Here is a 16,423-nt window from a genome sequence, read left to right on the forward strand (position 1 = left end):
GGAGGTCAAACCGCAATGAGAGGAATAAGTCGTGCTTGAAGCCTACCGTAAACATGTCGAAGAGCGTGCCGCAGAGGGAGTGGTTCCTAGACCCCTTGATGCAGAACAAGTCGCGGGACTTGTCGAATTATTAAAAAATCCGCCAGCCGGCGAAGAAGCTTTCCTTATTGATCTTCTAGAAAATCGTATTCCACCTGGTGTAGATGAAGCCGCGTATGTTAAAGCAGGTTTCCTGACCGCCATTACCAAGAATGAAGTTGTGTCTCCGTTAGTCAGTCGTGAAAAAGCGGCGGAACTTCTTGGTACGATGCAAGGTGGATACAACATTGAATCTCTGGTTTCTCTACTGGATGATGCAGATCTAGCACCAATTGCAGTAAAAGCACTTTCCCATACATTATTAATGTTTGATGCTTTTTATGACGTTGAAGAAAAAGCCAAAGCAGGGAATGCATTTGCACAACAAGTCCTTCAATCATGGGCGGATGCAGATTGGTTTATGTCGAAAGAAAAAGTGGCAGAGAAAATCACCGTTAAGGTGTTTAAAGTTACTGGTGAAACGAACACCGACGATCTGTCGCCCGCACCAGATGCATGGTCTCGTCCAGATATTCCAGTGCACGCGAAAGCGATGCTGAAGATGGAGCGTGAAGGCATCATCCCTGACGAACAGGGCAATGTTGGCCCTCTCAAGCAAATTGAAGAACTGCAAAAAGACGGCATTCCTCTGGCTTATGTTGGGGATGTTGTCGGAACGGGTTCGTCTCGTAAATCGGCGACTAACTCCGTCCTTTGGTTTATGGGAGAAGATATTCCTTTCGTACCAAACAAGCGTACTGGCGGTGTTTGTCTAGGCGGTAAGATTGCCCCAATTTTCTACAATACGATGGAAGATTCAGGTGCATTGCCTATTGAACTCGACGTTCAAGAGATGAATATGGGCGATATCATCGATATCTTCCCGTATGAAGGTGTTGTACGCAAGAATGGCGTTGAAATCTCAAGCTTTGAATTGAGCAAAGTGTTGTTGGATGAAGTGCGTGCTGGTGGTCGTATTCCATTGATCATTGGTCGTGGCTTAACTAGCCGTGCTCGTAACTCTCTTGGTCTTGCTGACTCTGATTTGTTCGCGAAGCCAGTGGAACCTTCTGTTTCGGATAAAGGTTATACGCTTGCTCAGAAGATGGTGGGTAAGGCATGTGGCGTAGAAGGTGTGCGTGCAGGTCAGTACTGTGAACCAATGATGACAACGGTGGGGTCTCAAGATACAACCGGTCCAATGACTCGTGATGAATTGAAAGATTTAGCGTGTCTTGGCTTCTCAGCAGATTTAGTGATGCAGTCATTCTGTCATACGTCGGCTTACCCGAAACCTGTTGATGTGACTACTCACCATACGTTGCCCGATTTCATCATGAACCGTGGGGGCGTATCGCTACGTCCGGGTGATGGTGTTATCCATTCATGGCTCAACCGTATGCTTCTTCCTGATACTGTTGGTACAGGTGGTGACTCACATACTCGTTTCCCTCTCGGTATTTCTTTCCCTGCGGGTTCAGGTTTGGTTGCATTTGCGGCAGCAACTGGGGTCATGCCTCTGGATATGCCTGAGTCTATTTTGGTGCGCTTTAAAGGCGACATGCAGCCAGGTATCACACTTCGAGACTTGGTGCATGCGATCCCTTACTACGCCATTCAGCAAGGTCTTTTGACGGTAGAAAAAGCGGGTAAGATCAACGAATTCTCTGGTCGTATTCTTGAAATTGAAGGTGTTGAACATCTCACCGTAGAACAAGCGTTTGAACTCTCAGACGCCTCGGCAGAGCGTTCCGCTGCGGGCTGTACGGTTAAATTGTCTCGAGAATCCATCGAAGAATACCTAAACTCTAATATCACTATGCTTAAGTGGATGATTTCAGAGGGATATGGTGACGTACGTACGATTGAGCGCCGTGTGACCGCAATGGAAGAGTGGTTGGCTAATCCTGAGTTACTGGAAGCAGACAGTGATGCAGAATATGCGCACATTATCGAAATCGACTTGGCGGATATCAGTGAGCCAATTCTTTGCGCACCAAATGATCCAGATGACGCTCGTCTTCTATCTGACGTCCAAGGTACTAAGATCGATGAGGTTTTCATTGGTTCTTGTATGACGAATATCGGACACTTCCGCGCAGCTGGTAAACTTCTTGATAAGCATAAGGGTCAGCTGGATACGCGTTTGTGGATTGCGCCACCAACGAAAATGGATCGTGATCAGCTTACAGAAGAAGGCTACTACGGTATTTATGGTCGGGCGGGCGTTCGTATTGAAACACCAGGGTGTTCTTTATGTATGGGTAACCAAGCAAGAGTGGCTGATAAAGCTACAGTAATGTCGACTTCTACGCGTAACTTCCCTAACCGCTTAGGTAATGGTGCAAATGTATACTTAGCTTCTGCTGAGTTATCTGCGGTAGGTGCTATTCTTGGTCGTATTCCTACGAAAGAAGAATATCTAGAGTACGCGAAGCAAATCGATGCAACAGCGGCAGATACATACCGTTACCTCAACTTCCATAAGATGGGGCAGTACACGGAAAAAGCAAACACGGTTATCTTCCAAGGTCCAGTATAGCAACGTAGTAACCTGCAACATTTTGATAAAACGGTCCAATGTTGGACCGTTTTTTTATTTTTTGAAAGTTCGCTATTAGAGAAATTTTATTTGTAAATTGGCTCTGGGTTCGCTTTTGGTCTCAATTTCGGTATTTATTGTTGGTGTTGCATATTCTATTGGGTCGATTTCATCTTATTTAATCTCTCTTATTTGACTTTGTATTGGAGGAGTTATAGTGCTGAATGAGGTATTAAACTGCATGCGTAAAACCGTACGCATAACTGGCGTCGACACCTGTGCATTTCTTATTATGAACAACAAAGGAAATATGGATATGAAAAAGCTACTAATCTCTCTTGTACTGACTTGCATTTCAATGGCTTCTTCAGCAACATCGCATCAATTGGAAGATACGAGCACGGTAAACCTAGAGCGCGCAAGTGCATTTGCCCACACGGTGAAACAGAACGAGATGTTTAGCCAGCCTTCTTTGACTCTTGTTAGGTCTAGTGCTGCTTCTCGTGCTTGTAATTCAATATGTCGTTCACTGAACTTTGCATGTTTAAAAAGTGGCAAAAAAACTTGTGCGATAGAGCTATCAAGCTGCAAGGCGCGCTGTTTCTAACTCCTCTGAACCAATGATAAAGGTGGCTGATTCTTTTGTGTTTAATATCCTAGAGTCAGTGACCTTTTCTATTTCTACAATATCTTCCCCATATCCGATACTCAACGTTAAGTACGTGCCTTAGCGATGCCCCCTCAGTTTGGTTGATCATTTCCATTAACTCCTTTATTGGATCGGAAGCACAGCTCTTCTCATTTCAGTTGGCTTCAAGAAGAAGTGAACGCACAAATCAGTGTGATTAACAGTGTTTTGCAAAGACTTGAGTGGGTGGTTAAAGGTCATCATCCCAATGTTGGACCGTTTTTTTATTTTTTGAAAGTTCGCTATTAGAGAAATTTTATTTGTAAATTGGCTCTGGGTTCGCTTTTGGTCTCAATTTCGGTATTGATTGTTGGTGTTGCATATTCTATTGGGTCGATTTCATCTTATTTAATCTCTCTTATTTGACTTTGTATTGGAGGAGTTATAGTGCTGATGCGGTATTGAACTGTATGCGTAAAACCGTATGCATAACTGGCGTCGACACCTGTGCATTTCTTATTATGAACAACAAAGGAAATATAGATATGAAAAAGCTACTAATCTCTCTTGTACTGACTTGCATTTCAATGGCTTCTTCAGCAACAGTACATCAAGCGGAAGATACGAGCACGGTAAACCTAGAGCGCGCAAGTGCATTTGCCCACACGATGAAACAGAACGAGATGTTTAGTCAGCCTTCTTTGACTCTTGTTAGGTCTAGTGCTTCTTCTCATGCTTGTCATGCAGTATGTAGTTCACTGCACTCTAACTGTATAAGTCGTGGCAAAAAAAGTTGCTCGGCAGAGCTAGCAGGCTGCCAGGCGAGCTGTTTCTAACTCCTCTGAACCGATGATAAAGGTGGCTGATTCTTTTGTGTTTAATATCCTAGAGTCAGTGACCTTTTCTATATCTACAATATCTTCCCCATATCCGATACTCAACGTTAAGTACGTGCCTTAGCGATGCCCCCTCAGTTTGGTTGATCATTTCCATTAACTCCTTTATTGGATCGGAAGCACAGCTCTTCTCATTTCAGTTGGCTTCAAGAATAAGTGAACGCACAAATCAGTGTGATTAACAGTGTTTTGCAAAGACTTGAGTGGGTGGTTAAAGGTCATCATCCCAATGTTGGATCGTTTTTTATTTTTTGAAAGTTCGCTATTAGAGAAATTTTATTTGTAAATTGGCTCTAGGTTCGCTTTTGGTCTCAATTTCGGTATTGATTGTTGGTGTTGCATATTCTATTGGGTTGATTTCATCTTATTTAATCTCTCTTATTTGACTTTGTACTGGAGGAGTTACAGTGCTGATGCGGTATTAAACTGCATGCGTAAAACCGTATGCATAAATGGCGTCGACACCTGTGCATTTCTTATTATGAACAACAAAGGAAATATGGATATGAAAAAGCTACTAATCTCTCTTGTACTGACTTGCATTTCAATGGCTTCTTCAGCAACACCGCATCAAGCGGAAGATACGAGCACGGTAAACTTAGAGCGCGTAAGTGCATTTGCCCAAACTTTAAAACTGAACGAAGCGTCTAGTCAGCCACTACTTGATGTTGCATTTGATGGTTCTATCGCTTGCAAAGCTAGATGCTCGTCTGTTTATGTCATTTGTAAATCTCGTGGTGAGTCAAGTAGTTCATGTATTGCAGAGAAAATAAACTGTGAAGCAAGCTGTATCTAACGATCTTACAGCTTAATGTGTAATAACCGCAAAGGTCGCTGATGTTCTCTGATGCTGAAATAGTTGGGGGTGAACAGCGACCTTTTTATCCTCTCGCAGCTCAGGTGAGTTAAATACAGCATGGGATATGAGATCGTAGGTCGTTGGCTTCAAGAAGAAGTGAACGCACAAATCAGTGTGATTAACGGTGTCTTGCAAAGACTTGAGTGGGTGGTTAAAGGTCATCATCCCAATGTTGGATCGTTTTTTATTTTTTGAAAGTTCGCTATTGGAGAAATTTTATTTGTAAATTGGCTCTAGGTTCGCTTTTAGTCTCAATTTCGGTATTGATTGTTGGTGTTGCATATTCTATTGGGTTGATTTCATCTTATTTAATCTTTCTTATTTGACTTTGTACTGGAGGAGTTACAGTGCTGATGCGGTATTAAACTGTATGCTTAAAACCGTATGCATAACTGGCGTCGACACCTGTGCATTTCTTATTATGAATAACAAAGGAAATATGGATATGAAAAAGCTACTAATCTCTCTTGTACTGACTTGCATTTCAATGGCTTCTTCAGCAACAATACATCAAGCGGAAGATACGAGCACGGTAAACCTAGAACGCGCAAGTGCATTTGCCCACACGATGAAACAGAACGAAATGTTCAGTCAGCCTTCTCTGGCTCTTGTTAAGTCTAATTCTAAGCTTCTTTGTGAAACAAAGTGTCAAGGATCTTATGGTGTCTGTATAGCTCGTACTGGCGGATCTGCGACATGCGTGGCACAGCTGGCAACCTGCCAAGCAAGATGTGCCTAATTCCTCTGAGCTAATAATAAAGGTGGCTGATTCTTTTGTGTTTAAGATCCTAGAGTCAGTGACCTTTTCTATTTCCACAATATCTTCCCCATATCCGACACTCAACGTTAAGTCAGTGCCTTAGTTACGCCCCCTCAGTTTGGCTGGTCATTTCCATTAACTCCTTTATTGGATAGGAAGCACTGTTCTTCTCATTTCAATTGGCTTAGTGGTACACTCCGCGTCTTCACGATTTTTCGAGTAAACGTCATGGACTATCAATTTACAAAGAACAGCCTGACAGGAGACTACTTAGTTAAATGCAGCATGGGGCATGAGATCGTAGGTCGTTGGCTTCAAGAAGAAGTGAACGCACAAATCAGTGTGATTAACGGTGTCTTGCAAAGACTTGAGTGGGTGGTTAAAGGTCATCATCATGAAGACAAAATCGAAGGACGGGAGATCAGTGTATTGATCAACCGTGAAGACGTGACCATTCAAGAAAACGGCTTTTCATATCAACCTGAGTGCGATGAGCCAGATATGCACATTTATGAAAGTGAGAGCTGCGCCAGTTGTGGTCTTGAAGATTTTGTCGAATTGATCAAGGCGTGGAAGGACTTTGTGACATCTTATTAACGCTCCAAATACCGCGTTTTAATGGTCCTATCCCCAAAGTAGGGAAAGGGTTGAGCTCTGCTTCAAATTCGGGAAGAGGATGCACTAACTTTGTGCATCCTCTTTTTTATTGAATCTTTGAAAGCACTTTAAATTCTTTAAAATCAGTCTATTAGCTTTTTGGCATATTCTTTGATTGTTATCTAGGTGTTAACGGATTACACCAAATTAGAGAGGACGTGATGAAATTAATCAATGCCATTATTAAGCCATTCAAACTTGACGACGTAAGGGAAGCTTTATCGGAGGTAGGTATCGAGGGGATGACGGTTAGTGAAGTGAAAGGCTTTGGTCGTCAGAAAGGACATACCGAATTATACCGAGGCGCGGAATACCAAGTGGATTTTTTGCCCAAAGTAAAATTAGAAATTGCTACCCAAGAGGATAATGTCGACCGTGTCGTAGAAGCGATTACTAAGGCTGCCCATACGGGAAAAATAGGTGACGGTAAGATTTTTGTTTATGACCTTCACCAAGCGATTCGAATTCGCACGGGTGAAATGGATTCAGAAGCACTTTAAGGAATTGAGGACTTTATTATGGAACTATCAGTAACTGTAGCCGAACTCAGATATGCACTCGACACCTTTTTCTTTCTCATTTCAGGTGCGTTGGTTATGTGGATGGCCGCTGGCTTTGCCATGCTCGAAGCGGGGCTGGTTCGCTCTAAAAATACCACCGAAATTCTGACCAAAAACATCTGTTTGTACGCGATAGCTTGCACAACGTTCTTGTTGGTTGGGTATAACCTTATGTACGTAGACAATACTGAGGGAGGGTGGTTACCATCATTCGGTGCTTTGATTGGCACTCAAGGTGAAGGTGCCGATCACTCCCTTGAGTCTGATTTCTTTTTCCAAGTCGTGTTTGTTGCAACCGCCATGTCTGTGGTATCTGGTGCGGTAGCCGAACGAATGAAGCTTTGGTCGTTTTTAATTTTTTCAGTGGTCTTAACCGCGTTTATTTACCCAATGGAAGGGTATTGGACATGGGGCGGTGGCTTTTTGTCTGAAGCGGGTTTTAGTGATTTTGCGGGTTCTGGCATCGTTCACATGGCGGGCGCAGCCGCTGCTTTAGCTGGTGTTGTATTACTTGGTGCGCGTAAAGGTAAATACGGTAAGAACGGTGAAATCTACCCAATTCCGGGGTCAAACATGCCTTTGGCGACTTTGGGTACCTTTATCTTATGGTTCGGCTGGTTTGGATTTAACGGGGGGTCTCAATTGATGGTATCGGACTTTGAAAATGCGACTGCCGTTGGTCAAATCTTCCTGAACACCAATGCGGCGGCCGCCGCGGGTGCTATTGCAGCTCTGCTTGTGTGTAAAACGACGTGGGGCAAAGCAGACTTAACCATGGTGCTAAACGGGGCGTTAGCCGGTCTAGTTGCTATCACGGCAGATCCACTTTCTCCTTCTCCACTGGTTTCAGTTGGAATCGGTGTTGCCGCAGGTGCCTTGGTAGTGTTCAGTATTGTTGCAATGGATAAAATGAAAATAGACGATCCTGTCGGGGCGATTTCAGTACACGGTGTGTGTGGTTTGTTTGGCTTAATGATGGTGCCAGTCAGTAATGCAGATACCGCTTTTTCAACACAGCTTCTTGGAGCCGCCGTGATTTTTGCTTGGGTGTTCGGAGCCAGTCTGGCGGTTTGGTATGTACTCAAAGTGACCATGGGCATACGCGTGACAGAAGAAGAAGAGCTTGAAGGGATGGATATGCACGACTGTGGCGTAGGGGCTTATCCGGAGTTTGTATCAGTGAAATAGACCTGATGCGAAACATGTCGTTACCAAAACTAATGATAAACCTGTCAAGAATGGCAGGTTTTTTTGATCTAGATACCGAATGTATCATTGTCAATGAGATTCGTTTGAATATAATAAGGCGACTGATAAATATTATCATTATGCTTTCACAAAGGACAAATACGATGAAAAAATTGCTGACCCTTTCTGCCATTGCGTGTGGTGTGGTTGCTCCTTCTGCAATGGCCGCTGAAGAAGTAAACGTATATTCTTACCGTCAGCCTTTCTTGGTTGAACCTATGTTCAAAGAGTTCACTAAAGAAACCGGTATTAAAGTCAACGTTAAGTTTGCAAAGAAAGGTTTGGCTGAAAAGCTAGCTCAAGAAGGCGAGTACAGCCCAGCAGACGTGCTTCTTACTGTAGACATCATCCGCTTAGCTGAGTTGTCGAAAAAGGGTCTAGTACAATCGGTAAACAGCGACGTAATTGAAGCGAACATTCCTGCTCAATACCAAGACGATAACAACGAGTGGTTTGGTCTTACAACGCGTACTCGTAATGTTTACTCTTCTCGTGAGCGTGTTGGCAAACTTGGTGAAGACTTCACATACGAAGACCTGGCTAAGCCACAATTTAAAGGCAAGATTTGTACTCGTAGCGGTAAGCACCCTTACAACGTTTCTCTGATCTCTTCTATGATTGCTCATAAAGGTGAAGCGGCAACAAAAACTTGGTTGGAAGGTGTAAAAGCGAACCTAGCACGTAAACCGCAAGGTAACGACCGTGCACAAGTTAAAGCGATCAAAGAAGGTCTGTGTGACGTATCTTTGGGGAACAGCTACTACCTTGGCAAGATGGTCAACGACAAAGATCAGCTAGCATGGGCTGAAGCTGTGTACATCAACTTCCCTAACCAAAATGAGGCTGGTACCCACGTTAACATCAGTGGTATGGCTATGGCTAAGTACTCGCCAAATAAAGCGAATGCTAAGAAGTTAATGGAGTTCCTAACAGAAAGCAAAGCTCAGGCTATGTACGCGGAAGTGAATTTCGAATACCCAGTTAAAGAGGGGGTTAAGCGCTCTGAGTTGGTGGCATCTTGGGGTGACTTCAAAGCAGATGCTATCTCTCTTGAAGATATTGCGGATAATCACTCTAAAGCGATCAAACTTCTAGACGAAGTGAAATTCGACCTGTAATTCGAAACTTTTGCTCAATCTATTAGGTTGAGCAAATACTTTTCAAAGCCATCATAAACAGTGTGGATAGTAGTAGCCCTAAGAGGTTGCTTACTTCTTTCATTGTTGATGATGGCTTTGTGAGTTTTTAGGGATTGAAAAGCAAAATGAGATTCGTTTTGATATACTTTCCTAAATACCGCATTTTTTAAAAGGGATATGAAGTGAACATAACTTTGTATTACTTTGAAGTCGTTGGGCAATGAAAGAAAATCATACTACTTGGAAAATCAGCAGCTGGAGTGTTGCTGGGCTGTTGGCATTACCAATAATTGCCATTTTTTATATGTCCATCGGTCCGTCGGAAATCTTTCCGCATCTGATGAACACCGTCTTGCCTATTTATATTACCAATACCATTCAGCTTGTCGCTGGTGTTATGCTGCTTTCGATTTTATTGGGCGTACCCAGCGCATGGCTCATGGCAATGTGCAAGCTACCTTCTGAAAAAATTCTGCAATGGGCATTGGTGCTTCCGCTAGCGATGCCCAGTTATATTGTTGCTTACGTTTATACCGACTGGTTTGATTTCCCTGGTCCTATTCAGAAGTTGCTGAGAAACATCACTGGGTGGGGACCGGGTGAATATTGGTTTCCTGATATTCGAACGCTGACGGGCGCCATTATTGTATTGGCATTGGTCCTATACCCTTATGTCTACCTTTTAGGGCGTGCTGCCTTTATGGAGCAGAATGTCTCGTTACTTCAATCCGCTCGTTTGCTCAAATGCTCGCCTATCACGAGCTTCTTTCGCATTTCCATGCCATTAGCTAGGCCTTCCATTGCGGTTGGGCTTTCACTCGTCGCGATGGAAACGATTGGGGATTTTGGTACAGTGAACTACTTTGCGGTGCATACACTAACGACGGCCGTTTATGATACATGGCTTGATCATTCAGAATTGCCCGCTGCCGCTAAGATATCTTCTATCATGTTAATGGTGGTGATCTTGCTGATCAGTGCTGAACGATACAGTCGCCGTAGACAAAAGCTATTTCAAACGCATTTTAATAGTCATGAAGATGTGAGATACGAACTTCAAGGTTGGAAGAAATGGGCTGCTCTGGCATGGTGTTGGGGGCTGGTCTCTGTCGCCTTCATTTTACCGCTTCTTCAACTGTGTTCTTACGCGTACACCTATTTTGCTCAAAGCTGGACGGAAGAGTTTCGTCAATATTCCTTGAATAGCTTAAAAGTGTCGCTCACTGCCGCCGTATTTGGTGTGGCTGTCGCGTTAATCGTTAATTTCTGCCAGCGAGTGAACCCAGGAAAAAACAGTGTTATGTCGATGCGTTTGTCTTCAATGGGCTATGCGGTGCCAGGCACGGTGCTTGCGATTGGGGTAATGACCTTTGTGAACACGGTAGAGCACGGCATTAACGACGTTGCAAAATGGATGGAGCTGACCCCTCCGGGGCTGTTGTTGTCTGGCTCTATGTTTGCGCTTATTTTTGCCATGGTGGTTCGATTTTCGGCTGTTGCGATAGGTAGCGTGGAAAGCAGCATGAGTAAAATATCGCCTTCTCTGGACATGGCGACACGCACGATGGGTTGCAATGCCAACGAAATGCTTAGGAAAGTCCATCTTCCATTGGTGAGACGTGGTGCACTTATTGCGGGGTTACTTGTCTTTATTGAGTGCATGAAAGAGCTGAATGCGTCCTTGCTTCTGCGTCCTTTTAATTTTGAAACACTGGCAACGTATGTGTTTAACTATGCGTCAGATGAACAACTTGAATTAGCAGCCATGCCGGCTGTTCTGTTGGTGCTTGTGGGACTTATCCCCTTGATTATGGTTAACCGTTCATTGGAGCAAAATCACTGATGAGTTGTGCATTAACAATTGAAAATCTGACATGTCAGTACCAAACACAGACTGTGTTGGAATCTTTATCTTTGACCGTTGAACACGGTGAAATTGTGTGTTTGTTGGGGGCAAGTGGTTGCGGTAAAACGACATTGCTTAAAGCCATAGCAGGTTTGCTTCCATTGGCTAGCGGGACGATGACGCTTAACTGTCAAACCATTGATAATGGTATAGATTGGGTACCACCAGAAAAGCGCAATATTGGCATGATTTTCCAAGACTATGCCTTGTTCCCTCATTTGACTGTGGAACAAAATGTCGGCTTTGGACTGCGCACGAGTAATGAAGCAGAAAAAGCGAGTAAGGTAGCAGAAATGCTCAAACTCGTTAAATTGGATGAATATGGTGATCGCTTTCCTCATCAGCTGTCTGGTGGACAACAGCAGCGTGTCGCGATTGCCCGATCACTGGCATACAACCCCGATCTGTTATTGCTAGACGAACCGTTTTCAAATATCGATACGCAAGTCCGTCATGAGTTGATCCGAGAAATACGTAAGATCTTTAAAGCTCAAGGCGTAACAGCCATCTTTGTTACGCATAGCCGTGAAGAAGCGTTTGCCTTCTCTGATAAGATGGCAGTGATGAATAACGGTGTCATTGAGCAATTTGGCAGTGCATCTGAGTTGTACTATCAGCCCTCCAGTAAGTTCGTTGCGGATTTCCTTGGTGGAGGCAGTTATTTACCTGCGAAGCGCCTGTCGAATGATCAATTTGATACCGCGTTTGGTGTCTTAGGGGCTTTAGCTCAGTCGGAAATTCGTATGGATCAAGAATGTGAGCTACTGTTACGCCCTCAGCATGTAAAGGTCAGTGCAGACAACGAAAGCAGCATTCATATTCTCGAACAGCAATTTATGGGGGATCACTGTCGCTACGTCATTGAGGCTAATGGCACACGCTTGATCGCCAGTTCTTCCGAAGCATTAGATATCAATCAAAAAGTGAATGTTCAGATAGAATCTGATGGTGTGCTGGCATTTTAGTGATATCCCGCTCTTCAATCTAGAAAGCAGAAAGCAGAAAGCAGAAAGCAGAAAGCAGAAAGCAGAAAGCAGAGAATAGAAACAAAAAAGATAAAGCCCAGCAATTGCTGGGCTTTGTTTTAGGAACTATAAGGGTATATACCACCATCGATTGATTGGTGAACACCGAGCCGTGACTAGCGATTCGATGCGTCCAAAGTATCTTAAAGAAGAATTGTGGCAATTGTTCTTTAGGATTAGAGCGACAAGAACTCTTTGACCAACGCAACGGTGGCTTCAGCGGTGTCTTTGTCTTTCATTTCAGAGAAGATACGAAGCAAAGGCTCTGTACCTGAGAATCTTGCAATCACCCAGCCACCGTTTTTAAAGTAAACCTTAGCGCCATCTTCATAGCTGACTTTTTCAATTTCAAATTCAAACTCAGGAAGCTGCTTCTCAACATAAATCTTGTTGTAAAGCGCGTCTTTCTGGCTTGGTTTAAATGTGCAATCGCCTTCCGCAGTATAGGCATAGCCATATTGACTGTAGATCTCATCCAGTAATTCAGACAGTTTCTTGCCCGTTACACTGATCATTTCAACCAAAAGGCTGGAGGCAAACACGCCGTCTTTGCCTTTGATGTGACCACGAATGGTCAAACCGCCGGAGCTTTCACCACCAATCAAGGAATCATCGGCTTCCATTTGAGAGCTGATGTGTTTAAAACCTACTGGTACTTCAAAGGATTTTTCGCCGTTGGCTTCTGCAATTTTATCGAGAAGGTGAGTGGTTGCGATGTTACGTACCACCGATCCTTTCCAACCTTTGTATTTCAGCAGGTAGTAGTACAACAGAATCAGTACTTCATTAGGGTGAATGAAGTTACCTTTTTCATCAATAATCCCCAAGCGGTCAGCGTCGCCATCCGTACCGATACCAATGTCGTACCCTTCAGCAGCAACCAAATGTTTTAATCGATAAAGTGTGGCTGCACTTGGAGAAGGCATAAGCCCACCAAAATCTGGGTTTTTGCCATCGTTGATCACATCGACATCACAACGACCGTTGATCAGTACGGTTTGCAGTGCATTCTTTGCCACACCGAACATTGGGTCGATCAACACACGTAAGTTGGCTTTTTTGATCGCGTCGATATCAATGAAGTTAATGATCGAGTCTACGAACTCGTTCATTGGGTTGATTTCGATGATGGTCTTGTCGGCTACGGCTTGCTCAAAGTCTGTGCTTTTGACTTGATCAAGCGTGAGCGTTGAGATCTGATCTTCAATTTTTTGCGTGATGATCTCGTCTGCGTCACGACCGCCTTCAATGAAGACTTTTATGCCATTGTAATCGGCAGGGTTGTGCGATGCTGTAATGCAAGCTGAGTAGGCACAGCCCATCTCTTTTGCTTTAAACATCACGATGGGAGTAGGAACAAACTTGTTGATAAAACTGACGGTGATGCCATTGGCGGCAAGCACTTCTGCAAACCAACTGCCAGCTTTATCCGATAGGAAACGTCTGTCGTAACCCACAACGAAACCTTGGTTCTCTACTTTTTCGTTTAACATGATATTGGCTACAGCTTGAGCCACCAGACGGACGTTGTCCTTGGTGAACTCTTCGCCGATAAAGGCGCGCCAGCCACCTGTACCGAACTTAATCATATTAAAATCCTATTTCTCTCTGCGGTTCGCAATGAACCAAAAATAAAAGGGTGGGAGAACGCTCTCCCACCAAAAAATTACCCAAAAACAAGTTCGTTATCCAAGAACAACCACGACGTCGTTGATGCTGCCTTGGGCTTGTATTGGGACTATGCCGTTTACCGCTTCACCATTCACCGTAATAGATTTCACGCCTTTGCTGACGGAATCTGGGTTTTGTACTTTAATGTTGTACGTTGCACCACGCCATTGACGCGTCACTTCAAATCCCGGCCACTCGGTTGGGATACAAGGATCAATGCTTAAGCCTTCAAATCCTGCACGTACGCCAAGAATAAAGTTGGTTACAGCGAAATATGCCCAGCCAGATGTCCCCGTCAACCAAGGGTGGTTTGCACGACCATGATCTTGGTGGTCACGACCCATAATGAACTGAACGTAGGAGTAAGGTTCTGCAACACGCTTTTCGATGTTCTCATTTTGGTTGTATGGATTCAGCGCATCGAAGAACTTCATTGCACGGTCGCCACGGCCCAATTTTGCTTCTGCGACCCACGCCCAAGGGTTCGGGTGAGAGAAAATCGCTCCGTTTTCTTTCACGCCTTGATAAACGCGAGTAACAAAACCGATGTCGTCGTTTGGCGTTGCAAAAGATGGTGCGTTTAAGTGCAGGCCGTATTCAGAGAAAAGGTTCTCATCAACTGCATCCATGGCTTTTTCGCCGCGTTCTTGAGATACCGCGCCAGACAGTACCGCTAACGTGTTGGACTCTAGGTGAACGCGTCCTTCTGTTTGCTGCGCCGTACCAATTTTTTCGCCATTCTTTGTTAGGCCACGGATGTACCATCCGCCTTCTTCGTCCCAAAGGTGTGTTTCACACGCTTCACGCACGTTCGCTGCCATTTCTGTGTACTTCGCCACATCGTCATCGTTGCCACGGTATTTCGCGAGGTCGATAAATTCTTGCAGTGCCCAGAAATGAAGGAAGGACACCATAGAAGACTCGCCGCCGCCTAGGTTTAGACAGTCGTTCCAGTCTGCACGCAGACCTTTACAAATACCCGTTTGCCCAACGTATTTGGCAGAGAAATCCAGAGCGGCTTTCATGTGATCGTAAACAGAAGCTTCACCACCGTCTGCGTATGGAATGCTTTCGTCAAAGAAACTTTCTTCGCCCGTTTCCATCACGTACTTACAGATCGTAGGAACCAACCATAAGTGATCGTCTGAGCAGGTGTCTTCGATGCCATGGATCTTGTCTTCATCGGAAGGGGTGGGTACCACCGTCGGAGATTTCGAAGGTTTCACGTCGGCTTTTTCAGGATCGAACCAATCTGGATCAAATAGGTGTAAACCGTAGCCTGCTTTCACCTGCCCACGAAGAAGATCAACGAGACGCTTGCGGGTCATCTTGGCATTGGAATGAGGCACGGAAATGGCGTCTTGCGCGGTATCACGGTAACCCAAACCAGTACGCCCCCCGACTTCAATAAAGGAAGCGAAGCGAGACCAAACCACGCACGTTTCGGCTTGGTATAGTGTCCAAGCGTTGATCATGGTGTCCAAACCTTCGTTTGGTGACTTCACCTGGAACTTGGCACAACGCTCATCCCAGTGTGCTTTAATGCCATTAAACGCGGCATCCACTTCATTCAGATCTTGGTACTTCTCGCGCAGGCGCTCGCCGTTGCCTTTACCAATACCTAGAATGTAGGCAAAACGCACTTCTTCACCCGGCTGGATTGTGAATTGCTTGTGCAATGAACCGCAGTGGTTGTAACAAGTTTGCGCGGTGTTAGAACATTTGCCGTTCTCAACGGCGATTGGGTTGGCTTCGTCTCGGTACGCACCTAAGAAGCTGTCGCGCTGACCGTCGTACGAATCAGGGCTGAACGTAGAAGCGAGGTAGTAGAAGCCTTCAAAGTCGCTTGTGTTGTAGTATAAGTCGTACTCAATCACACCCTCTTTGTATGCCGTACCAGCCGAGTACAGAGACATCTGGTGGTTTTGGTTATCCGATTGGATGTGGCTGAATGAGAACTCAACAAAGGAAAATGCACTAATAGTACGAGGTTTGTCTGAGGTGTTTTTGATGACCACATCCCAGATTTCTGCGTCTTCGCCTTTGGGGACAAACAACGTTTTGGTTGCAGTAATACCCGCGTATTCACACTTGAATTTTGAGTAAGAAAGACCGTGACGAATTTCGTAGCTCGCTTCATCTAGGCTTTTTGCCACTGGCTGCCATGAAATTGACCAGTAATCGCCTGTTTCATCGTCGCGCAGGTAAACATAATGTCCAGGGCGGTCAAATGCCGCATTGGGACGAAACTTAGTAACACGGTTGTATTCTGGTGAGTTGTAGAATGAGTAACCGCCTGCGTTATGAGAAATCACAGTACAGAACTTTTCCGTGCCCAAGTAGTTTGTCCATGGCGCTGGTACGTCTGGACGCGTAATGACATATTCACGATTATCGTTATCGAAATAGCCGTATTTCATGGTTCTTTCCTTTTAAACAAACTGCGAAGGGTTG

Annotated in this window: 14 protein-coding genes; 12 read left to right on the forward strand and 2 right to left on the reverse strand. The window is 44.6% G+C overall.

What is annotated here, in order from left to right:
- The first annotated feature begins 31 nt into the window (after positions 1–31).
- The 12 genes from acnB (at position 32) to HC752_RS01320 (ending at position 12,238) form a co-directional block, all read left to right on the forward strand.
- Positions 32–2,620: a bifunctional aconitate hydratase 2/2-methylisocitrate dehydratase gene (acnB, locus tag HC752_RS01265; protein WP_190333269.1), complete on the forward strand. Its 2,589-nt coding sequence runs from the start codon at positions 32–34 to the stop codon at positions 2,618–2,620.
- Positions 2,621–2,936: 316 nt separating this feature from the next.
- Positions 2,937–3,227, forward strand: coding sequence for a hypothetical protein (locus HC752_RS01270; RefSeq protein WP_190333270.1), 291 nt, complete (start codon positions 2,937–2,939; stop codon positions 3,225–3,227).
- Positions 3,228–3,793: 566 nt separating this feature from the next.
- Complete coding sequence (locus HC752_RS01275) at positions 3,794–4,084, forward strand: hypothetical protein (protein ID WP_190333271.1); 291 nt, start codon at positions 3,794–3,796, stop codon at positions 4,082–4,084.
- A gap of 565 nt (positions 4,085–4,649) precedes the next feature.
- Positions 4,650–4,940 (forward strand): hypothetical protein, encoded by a 291-nt coding sequence (locus HC752_RS01280; RefSeq protein ID WP_190333272.1) that lies wholly within the window; start codon positions 4,650–4,652, stop codon positions 4,938–4,940.
- A gap of 120 nt (positions 4,941–5,060) precedes the next feature.
- Positions 5,061–5,198 carry a hypothetical protein gene (locus HC752_RS25380; protein WP_190333273.1) on the forward strand — a complete coding sequence of 46 codons (138 nt, stop codon included), beginning with the start codon at positions 5,061–5,063 and terminating at the stop codon, positions 5,196–5,198.
- A 250-nt stretch (positions 5,199–5,448) separates the two neighbouring features.
- Complete coding sequence (locus HC752_RS01290) at positions 5,449–5,742, forward strand: hypothetical protein (RefSeq protein ID WP_190333274.1); 294 nt, start codon at positions 5,449–5,451, stop codon at positions 5,740–5,742.
- 249 nt (positions 5,743–5,991) lie between these two features.
- Positions 5,992–6,360 carry a UPF0231 family protein gene (locus HC752_RS01295; RefSeq protein ID WP_190333275.1) on the forward strand — a complete coding sequence of 123 codons (369 nt, stop codon included), beginning with the start codon at positions 5,992–5,994 and terminating at the stop codon, positions 6,358–6,360.
- 221 nt (positions 6,361–6,581) lie between these two features.
- The gene (gene glnK / locus HC752_RS01300; protein ID WP_190333276.1) at positions 6,582–6,920 is read left to right on the forward strand and encodes a P-II family nitrogen regulator; all 339 of its coding nucleotides are present in this window, start codon (positions 6,582–6,584) and stop codon (positions 6,918–6,920) included.
- Between the two features lie 18 nt (positions 6,921–6,938).
- Positions 6,939–8,168, forward strand: coding sequence for an ammonium transporter (locus HC752_RS01305; protein ID WP_190333277.1), 1,230 nt, complete (start codon positions 6,939–6,941; stop codon positions 8,166–8,168).
- 164 nt (positions 8,169–8,332) lie between these two features.
- A complete protein-coding gene (locus tag HC752_RS01310) occupies positions 8,333–9,346 on the forward strand; it encodes a Fe(3+) ABC transporter substrate-binding protein (RefSeq protein ID WP_190333278.1) in 1,014 nt (337 codons plus the stop codon).
- A gap of 241 nt (positions 9,347–9,587) precedes the next feature.
- On the forward strand, positions 9,588–11,210 hold the full coding sequence (locus tag HC752_RS01315; RefSeq protein WP_190333279.1) for an ABC transporter permease: 1,623 nt from the start codon (positions 9,588–9,590) through the stop codon (positions 11,208–11,210).
- A complete protein-coding gene (locus HC752_RS01320) occupies positions 11,210–12,238 on the forward strand; it encodes an ABC transporter ATP-binding protein (RefSeq protein WP_190333280.1) in 1,029 nt (342 codons plus the stop codon). Before HC752_RS01315 ends, HC752_RS01320 begins: the two co-directional genes overlap by 1 nt.
- 236 nt (positions 12,239–12,474) lie before the next feature.
- Here HC752_RS01320 and HC752_RS01325 read toward each other — a convergent pair whose 3' ends face one another.
- Both HC752_RS01325 and HC752_RS01330 read right to left on the reverse strand, forming a co-directional pair.
- A complete protein-coding gene (locus HC752_RS01325) occupies positions 12,475–13,887 on the reverse strand; it encodes a phosphoglucomutase/phosphomannomutase family protein (RefSeq protein ID WP_190333281.1) in 1,413 nt (470 codons plus the stop codon).
- A 96-nt stretch (positions 13,888–13,983) separates the two neighbouring features.
- The gene (locus HC752_RS01330; RefSeq protein WP_190333282.1) at positions 13,984–16,389 is read right to left on the reverse strand and encodes a GH36-type glycosyl hydrolase domain-containing protein; all 2,406 of its coding nucleotides are present in this window, start codon (positions 16,387–16,389) and stop codon (positions 13,984–13,986) included.
- Between the last annotated feature and the right edge of the window lie 34 nt (positions 16,390–16,423).

The sequence above is a fragment of the Vibrio sp. S9_S30 genome, from assembly GCF_014694455.1.
In the GTDB taxonomy this organism is placed as follows: Bacteria; Pseudomonadota; Gammaproteobacteria; order Enterobacterales; family Vibrionaceae; genus Vibrio.

Bases quoted from the DNA above. Each gene is read 5' to 3' on its own strand.
- HC752_RS25380 (WP_190333273.1), top strand. From the start codon at position 5,061: ATGGGATATGAGATCGTAGGTCGTTGGCTTCAAGAAGAAGTGAACGCA.
- HC752_RS01280 (WP_190333272.1), top strand. From the start codon at position 4,650: ATGAAAAAGCTACTAATCTCTCTTGTACTGACTTGCATTTCAATGGCT.
- HC752_RS01305 (WP_190333277.1), top strand. From the start codon at position 6,939: ATGGAACTATCAGTAACTGTAGCCGAACTCAGATATGCACTCGACACC.
- HC752_RS01310 (WP_190333278.1), top strand. From the start codon at position 8,333: ATGAAAAAATTGCTGACCCTTTCTGCCATTGCGTGTGGTGTGGTTGCT.
- HC752_RS01325 (WP_190333281.1), bottom strand. From the start codon at position 13,887: ATGATTAAGTTCGGTACAGGTGGCTGGCGCGCCTTTATCGGCGAAGAG.
- HC752_RS01295 (WP_190333275.1), top strand. From the start codon at position 5,992: ATGGACTATCAATTTACAAAGAACAGCCTGACAGGAGACTACTTAGTT.
- HC752_RS01320 (WP_190333280.1), top strand. From the start codon at position 11,210: ATGAGTTGTGCATTAACAATTGAAAATCTGACATGTCAGTACCAAACA.
- HC752_RS01330 (WP_190333282.1), bottom strand. From the start codon at position 16,389: ATGAAATACGGCTATTTCGATAACGATAATCGTGAATATGTCATTACG.
- HC752_RS01275 (WP_190333271.1), top strand. From the start codon at position 3,794: ATGAAAAAGCTACTAATCTCTCTTGTACTGACTTGCATTTCAATGGCT.
- glnK (WP_190333276.1), top strand. From the start codon at position 6,582: ATGAAATTAATCAATGCCATTATTAAGCCATTCAAACTTGACGACGTA.
- HC752_RS01290 (WP_190333274.1), top strand. From the start codon at position 5,449: ATGAAAAAGCTACTAATCTCTCTTGTACTGACTTGCATTTCAATGGCT.
- HC752_RS01270 (WP_190333270.1), top strand. From the start codon at position 2,937: ATGAAAAAGCTACTAATCTCTCTTGTACTGACTTGCATTTCAATGGCT.
- HC752_RS01315 (WP_190333279.1), top strand. From the start codon at position 9,588: ATGAAAGAAAATCATACTACTTGGAAAATCAGCAGCTGGAGTGTTGCT.